Genomic DNA, 14,143 nt, shown 5'->3' on the forward strand with positions numbered 1-14,143 from the left:
TATGATCGCTGAGGTTTGGCAACACCTCAACTTACATCTTCTCCGAGAAATTGAAGCTTTCGCTTCCACTTCTATGCCATCCATCCATTGTGGAAATCAACGAGGAAGAAACCCATTGCCTCATTAACGAGTCTACTGAGTCAGCTTCGAGACTTTCCCTTCTAAGGTTTATCTCAATGATCAAAATGATCAATAGGCTAGGAAATTACTGCCTACATCTCAGAAATCGTCACTTATTTCTAATTGATGTCTTCCTATTTGCTTTTATTCCTCTTTTTGCTCTGAGTTTGCGCTTAGACAGTGCATTGGGTTTTATTCTCACCTTTGAGCGCTACCAATCAGATCTGCTGTTAGTCACCTTGCTATTTATGGTGATTAAGCTAACGGTTTTTCTCTCAGGTGGTTTTTACAAACATTATTGGCGATATGCCAGTGTTGGAGAGCTAAGCAACGTAGCCATTTTGACTGGATCAGCCGTTATTATCCAAACGTTGTCTTTTGCTCTACTTAAATCGCTCTCTATCTTATCTTTACCCCGATCTTTACCGTTTCTTGATGGCCTTTTAACCTTAATCATCATTGGAGGCATACGGTTTAGTGTACGGGCCTTGGAAAGGAAGCAGCAACAAGATAAAACCTTTGAAAGGAGAGATTTTCGGAAAAGAGCATTAATTTTCGGTGCAGGTGACGCAGGGGTTGCACTGGCTCAGGAACTGGAGCGCAGTCCACATATAGACTTATTGCCCATTGCCTTCGTTGATGATAACCCGGCCAAGCTGAACCTGAGAATTAGGGGGCTACCCGTTCTTGGCAATCGTAGTGTTATTCCCAGTATTATTGAGTCTTGGCATATTCAAACTGTAATTATCGCCATGCCGTCTTTGTCCGGGAAGAGCTTACGAAATATTGTGGCGTTGTGCCAACAAACAGGGGTTGAGACGCTGACCTTACCGTCCTTGCAAGACGTTTTGATGGGCCCAGAAAAGCTGCACCATAGCATTAGGGAAGTTCGAATTGAAGACCTGCTTCGCCGAGACCCGATTCAAACAGACATCGAAGGTGTGCGCGAACTCCTCAAAGGGAAGCGCGTCTTAGTAACAGGGGCCGGAGGCTCGATTGGCAGTGAACTCTGTCGTCAAATTTTTCAATGCTCCCCACGAGAGCTGATCCTATTAGGACATGGAGAGAACTCTGTATTTCAAATACAGCAAGAACTACAGCAAATGTCTTTCTTCAGGAACAGCAAAGGGCAGCAGAATGGTTCTGCCCCACCTGCCCTCAGACCTTGTATTGCCGATCTCCGGCACCCGTCTAGGTTACGCTTTGTATTTGAGGAATACCAACCAGAAATTATTTTTCATGCCGCGGCTCACAAGCACGTACCGTTAATGGAAAATAATGCTCCTGAAGCCATTACGAATAACGTTTTAGGCACCAAAGCCCTCACAGACTTAGCCGTTGAATTTGGCGTCAATCATTTTGTCATGATCTCCACTGACAAGGCGGTTAACCCAACGAGTGTGATGGGTGCCAGCAAGCGTGTGGCGGAAATGATTGTTCTAAAAGCAGCTCAGACCAGTGGCATCCCCTTTGTGGTGGTTCGATTTGGTAATGTGCTGGGCAGTCGTGGCAGTGTCATTCCAACATTTAAGCAACAAATTGCAGTGGGAGGACCTGTAACGGTCACTCATCCAGATATCTGTAGATATTTTATGACCATTCCAGAGGCGGTTCAATTAGTCTTACAGGCTGTTGTGATTAGTCCTGGAGGGGAAATCCTGATGCTTAATATGGGTGAACCGGTCAAAATCGTCGACTTAGCAAAAGACCTCATTGGCCTGTCCGGTTACCAGGTAGACAAAGATATACAAATTACCTATACAGGCTTGCGTCCTGGAGAGAAGCTGTTCGAAGAACTCTTTCTGCCTGACGAAGAATACCAAAAGACAGAACATGAGAAATTGCTGGTTGTGAAAAATGCTAGCAATATCATTCCGACTCAACTTCCCCAGATTGTTGCAAGTTTACTACAATCTGCCTCAGTCAATAATTCTATGGAGATTCGCGATTTGCTACACAAGTTAGTGCCTGGGTATCAGGTCAAAACTCCTGTCTCGCATCGATAAGTCGCTATGAAAAAAGTTGGTGTCGTTGGCGCGGGAAACTGGGGCAAAAACCTAGTTAAAAATTTTTACGATCTCAATGCCCTAGCAGGGATAGCTGAGATGAATCCAGAATTACGGCAGACCATGGCCTCTGCTTATCCCGATCTACCGTTATACACGGATTATCAGGACGCCCTACAAACAGATCTGACGGCGATGGTGTTAGCAACACCGGCCCCCACGCATTATCAGTTAGCTAAGGCGGTCTTGGCAGCTGGCAAGGATGTGTTTATCGAAAAACCCATGACCCTGAATACTCAAGAGGCCATAGAGCTGGCAGAGTATGCTGATCAACAGGGGCGTATTCTCATGGTCGGCCATTTGCTGCTGTATCAGCCTGCGATCGCATGGATGCGTGACTACTTAGCAAGTGGCAAAGCAGGCAAAGTTCTGCATGTCATGGCACAACGCGCCAAACTGGGTAGAGCCCGCTCCGAGGAGAATGTGTGGTGGTCTTTTGCCCCCCATGACGTATCCGTTGTACTCGATTTACTCGGTAATCCTAAACTCAAAGCGATTCAAGCCAGCGGCCATGCCATGGTGCAACCTGGTGTTGAAGATAATGTCCATGTTGATTTGGTCTTTGAGAATGGCCAAACGGCTCATATCCATGCCTCTTGGTATCATCCGTTATTGCAGCGATGCACCACTATCCTGGCAGAACGGCAAATGCTAGTGTATGACGAAGTCACACAGCAAGTGACCGTTTACGACAAATCCATCGATGCGAATCTCCACAACGTTGACACAGGGTCCTGGGTTGCCGATGTCGCAACCACTCAACCACTCAAATTAGAGTGCCAGCATTTTCTTGAATGCCTGGAAACCCGCCAGCAGCCAAGATCCAATGGTTGGAATGGTGTAGCTGTCGTCGAAATTTTAGAGAACGCTCAGGAGGCAATGCGTGGCTGAGCCGACATTAGGAAAACCAGACTATTTTGTTCATGAATCATCCTATGTCGATGCAGGGGCGACCATCGGTACTGGCACTAAGATTTGGCATTTTTGCCATGTCTATAGCAAAACCCACATTGGCCGTCACTGCGTTTTAGGTCAAAACGTGACCGTGGCGAACCATGTCACCATTGGTGATCAATGCAAAATTCAGAATAATGTTTCTCTCTATGAAGGTGTCACTTTAGAAGACTACGTTTTTTGTGGTCCCAGTATGGTTTTCACCAATGTTAAAACGCCACGTTGTGAGTTCCCCCGCAATACCAGCGCTGACTACCAGCAAACGTGGGTGAAGCGGGGTGCCAGTATTGGAGCCAATGCAACCATCGTCTGCGGTGTCACCTTACATGAAGGTGCGTTTGTCGCAGCTGGGGCTGTTGTAACCAAAGATGTCCCTGCCTATGGCATGGTCTCTGGTGTACCCGCTCGGCTTGTGGGCTGGATGAGCGCCTCTGGCGATGTTTTGAAGTTCGATAAAAATGGCTATGCTGTAGACTCCACAGGCACTCGATACCAGCAAATTTCTGAGATAGAAGTCCGAAAACTGTAATTGATGAACCGGCATGAAAATTCCCATTCTTGATCTCAAACCGCAATACACCAGTCTGAAAATGGAGATTAATGAGGCCATTAATCGGGTACTGGAATCAGGCGCCTTTATTATGGGCCCCGATGTCAAACTGTTTGAACAAGAGGTCGCCACTTACTTAGGTATCAAACATGCGATCGGTGTAAATTCAGGCACAGATGCCTTGGTCATCGGCCTCAGAGCACTGGGGATTGGCCCAGGAGATGAGGTGATTACAACACCATTTTCGTTTTTTGCCACAGCAGAATCCATCAGCAACGTAGGTGCCAAGCCCATCTTTGTCGACATTGATCCATTAACCTTCAATCTTGATCCAACGCAGATCGAGGCAAACATCACACCGAAGACAGCAGCAATCATGCCCGTTCATTTATATGGACATCCGGCTGCGATGACCCAAATTTCAGATATTGCCCAGCGACATAACCTAAAGATTATTGAGGATTGTGCTCAAGCATTTGGGGCCAAGTACTATGGTGATCCTGCTGAGCAGCCATCGGGTAATAATGCCATTCATGGCAAGGCCGTGGGTACCATCGGGCATGTGGGTGCCTTCTCCTTTTTCCCATCCAAAAATCTTGGAGCCTATGGTGATGGGGGTTTAATCGTCACGGATGATGATTCGGTGGCAGAGAAGGTCAGAATGCTTCGAGTACATGGCGCACTCAAAAAATACCACAATGAAATCTTGGGATACAACTCTCGACTAGACACGCTTCAAGCCGCTATCCTGCGGGTCAAACTTCCCTACATCGATCAATGGAACCAAGCTCGCCAAAAAGTAGCTCAATCTTATAATGAAGCATTTGCTGAGTTGCCAGATATAGTAACACCGCAAATTACAAAAGGGCATGTGTTCCACCAATATACAATTCGCGTCCTAAATGGTAAACGCGATCGGCTCAAGCAGGTATTAGCGAACCAAGAGATTGGTTCGATGATCTATTACCCAGTACCTCAGGACAAGTTACCCGTATATCAAGGGCAGTATGGTAGTTGCGAGGTAAGTGAACAATGTGCTCAAGAAGTATTAAGTTTACCTATTTGGCCAGAAGTTAAATTCAATACTACAAGAAGAGTCATACAGGCCATTCAGAACTTCTAATATAAGGGCACTTCGAAAAATAGATTTGAATGTTTCCTGGGACATTACAAAAGCTCAATCAAACTTGGACCAGCCCAATGAATTTGAAGAAGTCTGCATTTAGGGGCAAACCAGCTCTCCATCTCGCCTGATTGAGACTGTTTAGGCATACTGCCTTTTTGCGCCAAAACACATAGCGTCTCATACCAATTCATCTATTGAGTGGCCTGTATAGTTAAGGCATCTAAGATATAAGAATATCCTGTAAGTGAAGCCACCACCTTTTTAGAGAGAGTATTGATTGGCTCAAATAACGCTGTTTCAAGTGAGCCAATAGACTCAAAGCATTTGCCTTTGAAGCGCTTTCTCAAGTCCTGCCATAAGCGCTCAGATGGATTGAGTTCTGGACTATGAGAGGGTTGGACAATCGGCAGCACATTCTCTGGCCATCGGCTCCAATCACTCATATGGGCACTGGCTTGATCCATCTGCATCAGATTCAAACTCTGGGGAAACGCCAAGCTGAATTGCTCATACCAATTTCGTATGGAGATGAACTGTTTGACCCAAATGATTGACCAAATTTCAATGCGCTTGGCGATCTATACAGGTCATTTAGTTGGGTCATTGGTATTAAAATCTGCGCGGCAGTGTAATTGATATCCGTTCATAACAACGCCCGAGGCTCAAACACTTCAAGGGGATAACGCACTAAGACCCAACGCAAGGGGACAACTGGTTTGTGGGTGCACGAAAAAAACATCAGCTTTTTAATCTGATACAATGACTCTGACCAAAAGTTGATTAAATATCATCCTGGTATATCTTTAGAGTTTAAAAGCGCTAATAGCGAGTGGGCAAAAATAAAACATGGCTCAGCAGACGCCTGAATTGATCATTGAAGCAGGCCGCACGGAGCGCCAATATTGGCAAGATTTGTGGCAATACAGGGAGTTATTTTATTTTTTGGCTTGGCGCGATATTTTAGTTCGCTACAAACAAACCGTGATTGGGATTGCTTGGGCATTAATTCGCCCTTTTTTAACAATGGTTGTTTTTACAGTGGTGTTTGGTCGGCTGGCCAAGCTGCCCTCAGAAGGTGTCCCCTATCCTATCTTGGTTTTCGCAGCAATGCTGCCTTGGCAATTCTTTGCTAATGCCTTGGCTGAGTGTAGCAACAGCTTAATTATAAATGCTAATCTCCTGTCTAAGGTTTATTTCCCCCGGTTAATCGTACCTACCAGCGCAGTAATTGTTAGTTTTGTCGATTTTTTAATATCAGGAATAATTTTGCTGGGGTTAATGGCTTGGTACAATTTTGTGCCCAGTTGGCAGATCTTGACGCTGCCCTTCTTTATTTTGATTGCTTTTTCAGCTGCAATGGGAGCTGGTCTCTGGTTAGCAGCGTTGAATGTTCAATACCGAGATTTTCGGTATATAGTCCCTTTTATTGTTCAGTTTGGACTATATATTTCACCTGTTGGGTTTAGCAGCAGCATTGTACCTGAACAGTGGCGACTTTGGTATTCACTGAATCCCATGGTTGGGGTGATTGACGGTTTTCGTTGGGCCATTCTGGGGCAAGAGACACAACTTTTTACTAATGGCTTTGCAATCTCGTTAGGTTTAGTGCTAACTTTGCTGTTTTCAGGAGTTTCGTATTTTCGCAAGATGGAGAGAACGTTTGCGGATGTGATCTGAACGTAAGTCTTACTCTAAGCTAACTCTGGAGACATCGATGGAGAGTAGAGATCATCCTAAGTACACCTGTGAAAAGTCTGTATAACTACATGGTAATTTTTGAGAAAGAAGCGTATGGTGGATATCATGCAAACTGTCCTGCCCTTAAAGGTTGCCACAGCCAGGGAGCTTCTTTCAATCAGCTAGTATTCAAGAAGCGATTGAACTCTATGTTGAGAGTCTCAAGACGGATAAGGGACCTATTCCATACAGTAGTTCTATTACTCAACAAGTTTGTGTTTCAGCATAAATATTTTGCAGGCAAAAGGTTGTATTTTAGTCATTTCAAGATTAGGTTTTTGACTGTACTGACAAAAGAAAAGCTGTGCAATTTGCAAAAACGATATAGGTAGGTGAGTGATAGTCCCAATTCATTCTGGCAAAGGCATTAACCCAGGACATTTTATGGTTGTAATTTAAAGGTACTAGACCAAAAAAACTGAGTTTTTAAACTTATTATGTGAGTTCTGAATAGAGTGTAGATCGATACAATATTTTATTTCATAATTAGGTCGTATGTCAGATACGGTGATTCGAGTCGAAAATTTAGGTAAGAAATACTTGCTCCGCCATCAGCAAGAAGGGAGTACCCGTTACAAAGCATTAAGAGACGTTTTAGCTGAAGGGGCTAAGTCAGTCGGGCGAGGTTTAAATCCTCTCTATAACGGCAGCTTAAATAAGCCCAGTAAAGAAGAATTTTGGGCTTTGAAAGATGTTTCCTTTGAAATCAAGCAAGGAGATCGAGTTGGTATTATCGGCAGAAATGGGGCAGGGAAGTCCACCTTGTTAAAAATTCTTAGCCGAATTACTGAACCTACAACTGGACGAATTTCTATTAAAGGTCGTGTGGCTAGCCTATTAGAGGTAGGAACTGGTTTTCATCCTGAGCTAACTGGAAGAGAAAATATCTTCCTAAATGGGGCAGTTCTAGGAATGGGGAAGTCTGAAATTAAGCGCAAGTTTGACGAGATTGTTGCCTTTGCAGAAGTTGAAAAGTTTTTAGATACTCCAGTAAAAAGATATTCGAGTGGGATGTATGTGAGATTAGCATTTGCTGTAGCAGCACATCTAGAGTTGCAAATTTTAATTGTGGATGAAGTACTAGCAGTTGGTGACGCTCAGTTTCAGAAAAAGTGCTTAGGCAAAATGGAAGAGGCTGGCAAAGATGGTAAGACTGTATTATTCGTCAGCCACAATATGGCAGCTATAGAAAAGCTTTGCCAAAAAGGTATATTGCTCCATCAAGGTAAAATTAACTATATTGGAAGTCAGACTGAGAGCATAACAAAGTATTTAGCAAATTGTTCTTCTATCACAAACTCTCTTCAAGAAAGAACTGATAGACGGGGAACAGGGCAAGTCAGGGTTAATAAAATTGAGATTCGAGATGAACTCAAAAACTCAATAGATACTGCTATTTCAGGGCAAACAATAGAAATTTGCTTTTGTTTTAAAGTCCCACAAGGTTTTTTGTACCGTGGGGTAATTGCAAGCTTTGTAGTAAAGACTCAATTGGATATACCCGTTTTCTTACAGCATAATCGACTGACCTGTGATGAATTTGGCCAACTTCCAGAAGAAGGAGTGTTTGTCTGTCAAATACCTCATCTGCCATTACCAGAGCACACGTATGAAATCTCATACTCTCTTCTTAAAGATGGCCAATACTTAGATGCGATAAATAATGCAATTCAACTAAATGTAGTTGGTGGTGGATTTTATGACTCTGGTGAAATCCCACCTATTTCCCATGGCCTTTGCTTAGTTGACGCTAAGTGGAGTCTTGAGTCAACAAGCAATAAGAATTTAGATAATCTAAGGGTAAAGGAAAATTGAGCGTCCTAAATAAAATCATAAAAAACATCAGATCCAATAGTCCATTAGGGAATAAATTTTCTGTTCCAATAGAAGTTGAGAAAGCAGAGAAAATATTCTATATTAACTACCTCAATCCTGGAATGACAGTCTTTGATGTTGGTGCAAATATAGGTGAATTATCATTGCTTTTTTCGCGTTTAGTTGGCTCAGAAGGTCAAGTGCATGCATTTGAGGCTAGTGAAGGAACTTTCAATAAATTGACAAAGATTTGTCAACTGGCAAATCGTCAGCAAATCATCCTGAATCAGAAAGCTGTATCGGAAAAACATGAAATATTACAGCTATACGTTTATGATGACCTACATTCAACATTAAATTCACTAGCAGATCGTCCATTAAAAAACTATGGTATTGATATTCAGCCTATATCTACAGAAAAGGTAGAAGCAGTCACTATAGATCAATATTGCCATGAGCATAATATTGATAATATTGATCTGCTTAAAATTGATGTTGAAGGTGCTGAATATCAGGTGTTGCGAGGAGCGGAACAAATGCTGAAAGAGCAAAGAATCTGTTGCTGTGTATTTGAGTTCGGTCAGACAACCTTTGACATGGGCAACAACCCAGACGAGCTTGAATCTTATCTCAAAGCTGCTAATTACACCGTTACTAATGTAGTTGAAAAAGATCCTATATTCCCAGGACGCTCAGATGTCTCTACCGCTAGATTTTCTATTCATATCGCTAGACCATGCAAATGATCCAAGAATTTTGGTGGATATTAAAATACTCTATTCGTCAATCACTTTCACCGAAACGTTTATATAAAAATACTCTAGGTCAACTTTGTGCATGGAAAAGATTCTGGGCAAGTTATAAAAACTACCAATCTTTACAGTCTAACGATTCAAATCGCCTTTTGGATACCCTCTATCCTTGCTTAGGGGAAGACACAAAACAAACAGTTATTGAGCCAACTTACTTTTATCAGGATGCTTGGGCTTTTGAAAGGATTCTAAAATCAAAGCCCAATTGCCATATAGATGTTGGCTCTCACCATAAGTTTGTAGCACTTCTATCTAAAGCCATTCCAGTAACAATGGTTGATATTCGGCCGTTATCTTTACCACTTGATACACTTGCTTTTATAGAAGGATCGATTCTATGTTTACCCTACGAAAACTCAACAGTTGAGTCACTCTCTAGCTTGTGTGTAATTGAACATATAGGGCTTGGTAGATATGGTGACCCGCTTGACATTAGCGGCACAGAGAAAGCTGCCGATGAACTGAAGAGAGTTATTAAACCAGGTGGAGACCTTTACATATCCGTTCCATTAGATGATGTCAACAAAACTTACTTCAATGCTCATCGAGCATTTACAGAGAAATACATTCTCGAATTTTTTTCTCCGTTTATTATTGTTGACAAAAAGTATATCTATGGAAATAGCTTTCAAAACTCATTGCAGTCGGGCTTTGGAACTGGATGTTATCACTTCAAAAAACCATTAGATAATTAATTTCAACCTCAAATAAGGATATAAATATGGGAATCACAAGGATGGGACCTCCATGTGAGCTATTAGAAAAGCTAAAAATGGAACTTTCAATCCAAAACTTTATCGAAACTGGCACTTATAAAGCTGAAACTGCTATCAGAGCTTCTTCTATATTTAAAAATATTTTCACTATTGAATTTTCCCAAAAATTATATAATGAAGCTATTCAAAGTCATGGTGCCATTGATAATATTGACTTTAGATTTGGCAATTCGAAAGAAGAACTCGCCAAGATTATTCCACAATTGAATGGAACTAGTCTTTTTTGGCTTGATGCACACTGGAGTGGAGGAGTAACTTTTGGAAGTGTTGATGAGTGCCCTTTGCTTGATGAGTTAAATATCATCAATTCTCGCTGCACTGACAGTGTAATTCTTATCGATGATGCAAGACTGTTTACATCGCCCCCACCACTTCCACACAATGTTGATCAGTGGCCAGATATCAGTACGGTAATTGAAAGTTTGCAGTCATACTCCTCTAAGCGATACGTAGTTATTATTGAAGATGTAATTGTAGCAGTTCCTGAACATGCGAAAACTCTAGTCAAAAGTTATTGCCAACAGGTAAATACAAAGCATTGGGAAGAATACAAAAATCAGTCATATAGATCAGACATAAAGAAAGGGCTAAAACTAATATATTCTGGCCTTAAGAAAAAGGCATTATCTATGATATCAAGTTAAAGCTTATGCTTATTTTTCGAGAATCTGGCCGAATAGGAAATCAAATATTTCAATATTCAGCCATTAGATCAATGTGTCCTAAGAATGAGAAATTAGTGCTTATAGGATTTGAAGAATTTCAAGCATTATTTAATAATCCTGAAGCGAATATAATTAATTCGAATAGCTCTACAATAGAGAGACTCCTTTATCGCTTCATCTATAAGGCTGCTAATTTCTTATCAAAGAAGTATATTTTTGATAGGATTTATGAAATTAGATTTCCAAGAAATTTTCCAAGAGTAGAGCACGAAATCGGAATATTGAGTCATATTAAGTTTATTGGTGAATCATATTTTCAATTTGAATCTGCTTTCAGGGATGAAGTTCCCAATCAATTAGAAATGAATCATGATTTAATAAATTTTGCTAAAGCTTTTTTGAGAGAAAAATCTTGTTCAAATAAATGTATTTTTATTCACATTAGAAGAGGAGATTATATTAAATGGCCTAATAAGAAGAACCCTGCTGTCCTTCCGGCTAGCTATTACTATAAATGTATTGATATCATAAAGTCAAAAATACATAATCCATTTTTTGTATTCCTTTCCGATGATCCTCATTATGTAGAAGATATTTTTGGTGGTGTAAAAAACTCTGTAATCTCAAAATTCTCTAGCTTTCAAGATTTTGCTCTTATGACCCAATGTGAAGGTGGCATACTGTCTGCAAGTAGTTTTTCTTGGTGGGGATCTTACTTTGCTAGCCAAAAGCACTCAAATTTATTTTTCTTAGCTCCAAAATATTGGGCTGGCTGTCGATCTAAAAGTTGGTTTCCACCTTTTGTTAAGTCTAGTTTTCTTAACTATGTCGATATTTAAATTTAATTTTATTTATTCGCAAAATAATTCCTGTCAATGCCCTCTCTGCTACTAAGTAGGTTTGGGCAGAAAAACATAGCTAGATATTGAAATGTGAATACAGCGCTAAGTATTTTTCAGCAAGGCTTTTCCCCGAGTTTACAAATAGATACATGGTTTATAATTTCAAGCCTGAGCTACTTAAGTAGAGTATTTTTGTGCTAAACCCAAGAAGATATTTGAGAATCCAAATCTTCCATAAGAAAGTTATTTGTGAGTAGACTGTCATCACCAAACGATAGCCATCATAGAGCAATACGTCAATCATATTTAAGTGATAAGGAGAGCTCCTAGAATTCCTCCTGCCTACAGCCAAACATCGAGGATACCCAAGAACTGACCTTGAAATTTAATTTAAGCGAGCATGAAAACTCCAGTCGTTTTTCTAGTCTTTAACCGTCCTGATTCGACAGAAAAAGTACTTAACTCTATTCGAGAGGTCCAGCCATCTCAGCTTTTAGTAATAGCTGATGGACCACGTCAAAATCAAGTAGGTGAAGCAGAAAAATGTGCAAAAGTCCGTGAAATTATTGACACAGTTGATTGGGAATGTGAGGTACTAAAAAATTTTTCGGATATAAATTTAGGGCCAGGCATTCGTATTGCAACTGGAATTGACTGGGTATTTAAAAAAGTGGAGGAAGCTATTTTCTTAGAAGATGACTGCTTACCAAATTATACTTTTTTTCAATTCTGCGAGGAATTACTGGAGTATTATCGCGATGATAAGCGCATTATGTCTATTTCTGGGAATAATTTTTTATTTAAAAATAAAGTCAAAGGAAATGATCAATACAGTTACTTTTTTTCTAAATACCACCATTGCTGGGGATGGGCATCATGGCGACGTGCATGGAGCTATTATGACTATCAAATGAGCGATTGGGACGAAGTGAGGGATAATGATTGGCTGTCAGATATTTTTAGCGAAGAAGAGGCCTTTAGATATTGGAAACTAATACTTAATAATGTACATAATAATCAACATGTTGGATGGGACTATCGTTGGTTTTTTACATGCTGGTTACAGAATGGTTTAAGTGTAGTGCCATATGTGAATCTTGTTACAAATATTGGACATGGGAAAGATGCCACTCACACAACTCAAATTACATCTTTAGCCAATATCCCTTCAATACCTATAAGTTTTCCATTAAAGCATCCAAACTTTATGATCGTGAGCAAAAAAGCCGATCAACTAACACAAAAGTATAGATTTGGAATCAGTAAAATAAATACATGTAAATTCACCTTAAAAGAATTCTTTAGATTAAAAATCATGAAAAGAATTTTTTCAAAGAATTAGCTAATAAAGCTGACAAAGATAGTTGGGAGCATGTCACCTTTGCAGATTGTTTTGACATCGTTCAGGATATCAGTGTTGCCCAGAAGTCTTCATCAATGAACTCAGACAAAGCAGCTCAACTCAAAGTCCATCTTGATGCGATTGCCCAATTACTGTATGAAGAAAGCGACCCAGAAAACATGAAGACGCTAGAAGGCATTGAGATGACGGTGCGTCAACAAATCCAGACCCATGTCAGTCCCGAACTCGGTCATTTTTTATCCGCACAGCTACTGGCACAGCAGCAGGCCGCAACCGACGACTGAAAAGCACCTTGGGTGACCTAACCGTTACCACTCAACAGGCTCAGCATCTAACCGTTTCCCCTTATCGTCAAATCAGTCCTCATTTAGAGAATTGTTGCTTGCGTATCAGTGCCAATGTCTCCTATGCCCAAGCCGCTAAAGATGTGGCTTATTTAACGGGGATTCAGGTTCCAGCCAAAACCCAGCAACGATTGGTCTATCAGCAACAGTTTCCTTCTCCCCAGGCCCACGAAGCTTTAACCGAAGTGAGTGTCGATGGTGGCAAAGTGCGCATTCGCACCCCTGCAGGACAACCTTGCCAGTGGAAAGACTATAAAACGCTGGCAACAGATGTGGGACTCATAGCGGATTATCACAATAATGCTCGGCTAATTGAGTGGACTCACCAGCAACCGTTAGCCTCCCCAGTGATTTGCTTAGGGGATGGTCATGATGGCATTTGGAACATCATTCGTCAGTTGAGCATACCTGAACAACGACGAGAGATTCTGGACTGGTAACATCTGGTGGAAAATCTTCATAAGGTCGGTGGGTCCCTCAAACGTCTGCACCAGGCTGAGCAGTTCTTATGGCAGGGGAAGGTTGATGAAACCTTGGCTCTGTTTGAACCTTTGAGAAAAAAGCAAGCTCAGGTCTTTTGCAACTATGTTCGTAAACATCGTCATCGGATCGTCAATTATGACTATTACCAGAGTGAGCAAATTTGCTCCATTGGGTCGGGGGCTGTGGAATCTGCTATCAAACAGATTAGTCGCAGAGTCAAAATTTCAGGGGCGCAGTGGAATGAAAGCAATGTTCCACAAGTGCTTGCACATCGGTGTGCTTATCTCAATGACTTAATTGGCATGCAAAGGTGACATGCTCCCGAGTAGATCCCAATGAAGGCATAACAAATGACGCATCATCTGTTGGCCAATCGTGATAGTTTGCTGCTCTAGAGCATCCAGTGTATGGCCCAGAGACGGCTCATCTACTTCTAAGGTAGGGACAGGAATCCGATTCAATTCACTGATTGGGGATGAGGGAGAATCGT

The 14,143-nt window shown here is 41.3% G+C and carries 12 protein-coding genes and 3 pseudogenes; 13 read left to right on the forward strand and 2 right to left on the reverse strand.

Going from position 1 to position 14,143, the window contains the following annotated elements; translation table 11 throughout:
* Positions 1-305 precede the first annotated feature (305 nt).
* From Q0986_RS01520 to Q0986_RS01535, 4 genes are read left to right on the forward strand one after another with little or no spacing between them, the layout of a single operon-like run.
* Complete coding sequence (locus Q0986_RS01520) at positions 306-2,126, forward strand: nucleoside-diphosphate sugar epimerase/dehydratase (RefSeq protein WP_299402667.1); 1,821 nt, start codon at positions 306-308, stop codon at positions 2,124-2,126.
* A gap of 6 nt (positions 2,127-2,132) precedes the next feature.
* Entirely contained in the window at positions 2,133-3,077 is a 945-nt protein-coding gene (locus Q0986_RS01525) for a Gfo/Idh/MocA family oxidoreductase (protein WP_299402669.1), read from the forward strand.
* Positions 3,070-3,669, forward strand: coding sequence for an acyltransferase (locus tag Q0986_RS01530; protein WP_299402671.1), 600 nt, complete (start codon positions 3,070-3,072; stop codon positions 3,667-3,669). Before Q0986_RS01525 ends, Q0986_RS01530 begins: the two co-directional genes overlap by 8 nt.
* A 13-nt stretch (positions 3,670-3,682) precedes the next feature.
* Positions 3,683-4,813 (forward strand): DegT/DnrJ/EryC1/StrS family aminotransferase, encoded by a 1,131-nt coding sequence (locus tag Q0986_RS01535; RefSeq protein ID WP_299402674.1) that lies wholly within the window; start codon positions 3,683-3,685, stop codon positions 4,811-4,813.
* Positions 4,814-5,007: 194 nt separating this feature from the next.
* Here Q0986_RS01535 and Q0986_RS01540 read toward each other — a convergent pair.
* Positions 5,008-5,325 (reverse strand): annotated as a pseudogene (locus Q0986_RS01540) (IS630 family transposase); the annotation flags it as partial.
* Positions 5,326-5,662: 337 nt separating this feature from the next.
* On the opposite strand from Q0986_RS01540, the gene Q0986_RS01545 reads away from it, so the two are divergent.
* From Q0986_RS01545 to Q0986_RS01580, 9 genes and pseudogenes are all read left to right on the forward strand, one after another.
* The gene (locus Q0986_RS01545; RefSeq protein WP_299402676.1) at positions 5,663-6,493 is read left to right on the forward strand and encodes an ABC transporter permease; all 831 of its coding nucleotides are present in this window, start codon (positions 5,663-5,665) and stop codon (positions 6,491-6,493) included.
* 89 nt (positions 6,494-6,582) lie between these two features.
* Positions 6,583-6,782: pseudogene (locus Q0986_RS22830) on the forward strand (type II toxin-antitoxin system HicB family antitoxin).
* A 266-nt stretch (positions 6,783-7,048) separates the two neighbouring features.
* Complete coding sequence (locus Q0986_RS01550; RefSeq protein WP_299402678.1) at positions 7,049-8,368, forward strand: ABC transporter ATP-binding protein; 1,320 nt, start codon at positions 7,049-7,051, stop codon at positions 8,366-8,368.
* Entirely contained in the window at positions 8,365-9,114 is a 750-nt protein-coding gene (locus Q0986_RS01555; RefSeq protein ID WP_299402681.1) for an FkbM family methyltransferase, read from the forward strand. The genes Q0986_RS01550 and Q0986_RS01555 overlap by 4 nt, the downstream gene beginning before the upstream one ends.
* Positions 9,105-9,875, forward strand: a complete 771-nt coding sequence (locus Q0986_RS01560; protein ID WP_299402683.1) for a DUF268 domain-containing protein — start codon at positions 9,105-9,107, stop codon at positions 9,873-9,875. Before Q0986_RS01555 ends, Q0986_RS01560 begins: the two co-directional genes overlap by 10 nt.
* 41 nt (positions 9,876-9,916) lie before the next feature.
* Positions 9,917-10,600 (forward strand): hypothetical protein, encoded by a 684-nt coding sequence (locus tag Q0986_RS01565; protein ID WP_299402686.1) that lies wholly within the window; start codon positions 9,917-9,919, stop codon positions 10,598-10,600.
* A 5-nt stretch (positions 10,601-10,605) separates the two neighbouring features.
* Positions 10,606-11,460, forward strand: coding sequence for an alpha-1,2-fucosyltransferase (locus tag Q0986_RS01570; protein ID WP_299402688.1), 855 nt, complete (start codon positions 10,606-10,608; stop codon positions 11,458-11,460).
* A 403-nt stretch (positions 11,461-11,863) separates the two neighbouring features.
* Positions 11,864-12,805, forward strand: a complete 942-nt coding sequence (locus tag Q0986_RS01575; RefSeq protein WP_299402691.1) for a glycosyltransferase family 2 protein — start codon at positions 11,864-11,866, stop codon at positions 12,803-12,805.
* A gap of 95 nt (positions 12,806-12,900) precedes the next feature.
* Positions 12,901-13,967 (forward strand): annotated as a pseudogene (locus Q0986_RS01580) (ISKra4 family transposase).
* Here Q0986_RS01580 and Q0986_RS01585 read toward each other — a convergent pair.
* Positions 13,947-14,143: hypothetical protein (locus tag Q0986_RS01585; protein WP_299402693.1), on the reverse strand; the 197-nt coding region annotated here is incomplete at its 5' end. The pseudogene Q0986_RS01580 and the gene Q0986_RS01585 sit on opposite strands and share 21 nt — an antisense overlap.

The organism is Acaryochloris sp. IP29b_bin.148, from assembly GCF_028285565.1.
GTDB lineage: Bacteria > Cyanobacteriota > Cyanobacteriia > Thermosynechococcales > Thermosynechococcaceae > Acaryochloris.

Bases quoted from the DNA above. Each gene is read 5' to 3' on its own strand.
- Q0986_RS01575 (WP_299402691.1), top strand. From the start codon at position 11,864: ATGAAAACTCCAGTCGTTTTTCTAGTCTTTAACCGTCCTGATTCGACA.
- Q0986_RS01570 (WP_299402688.1), top strand. From the start codon at position 10,606: ATGCTTATTTTTCGAGAATCTGGCCGAATAGGAAATCAAATATTTCAA.
- Q0986_RS01535 (WP_299402674.1), top strand. From the start codon at position 3,683: ATGAAAATTCCCATTCTTGATCTCAAACCGCAATACACCAGTCTGAAA.
- Q0986_RS01525 (WP_299402669.1), top strand. From the start codon at position 2,133: ATGAAAAAAGTTGGTGTCGTTGGCGCGGGAAACTGGGGCAAAAACCTA.
- Q0986_RS01565 (WP_299402686.1), top strand. From the start codon at position 9,917: ATGGGACCTCCATGTGAGCTATTAGAAAAGCTAAAAATGGAACTTTCA.
- Q0986_RS01550 (WP_299402678.1), top strand. From the start codon at position 7,049: ATGTCAGATACGGTGATTCGAGTCGAAAATTTAGGTAAGAAATACTTG.
- Q0986_RS01545 (WP_299402676.1), top strand. From the start codon at position 5,663: ATGGCTCAGCAGACGCCTGAATTGATCATTGAAGCAGGCCGCACGGAG.
- Q0986_RS01560 (WP_299402683.1), top strand. From the start codon at position 9,105: ATGCAAATGATCCAAGAATTTTGGTGGATATTAAAATACTCTATTCGT.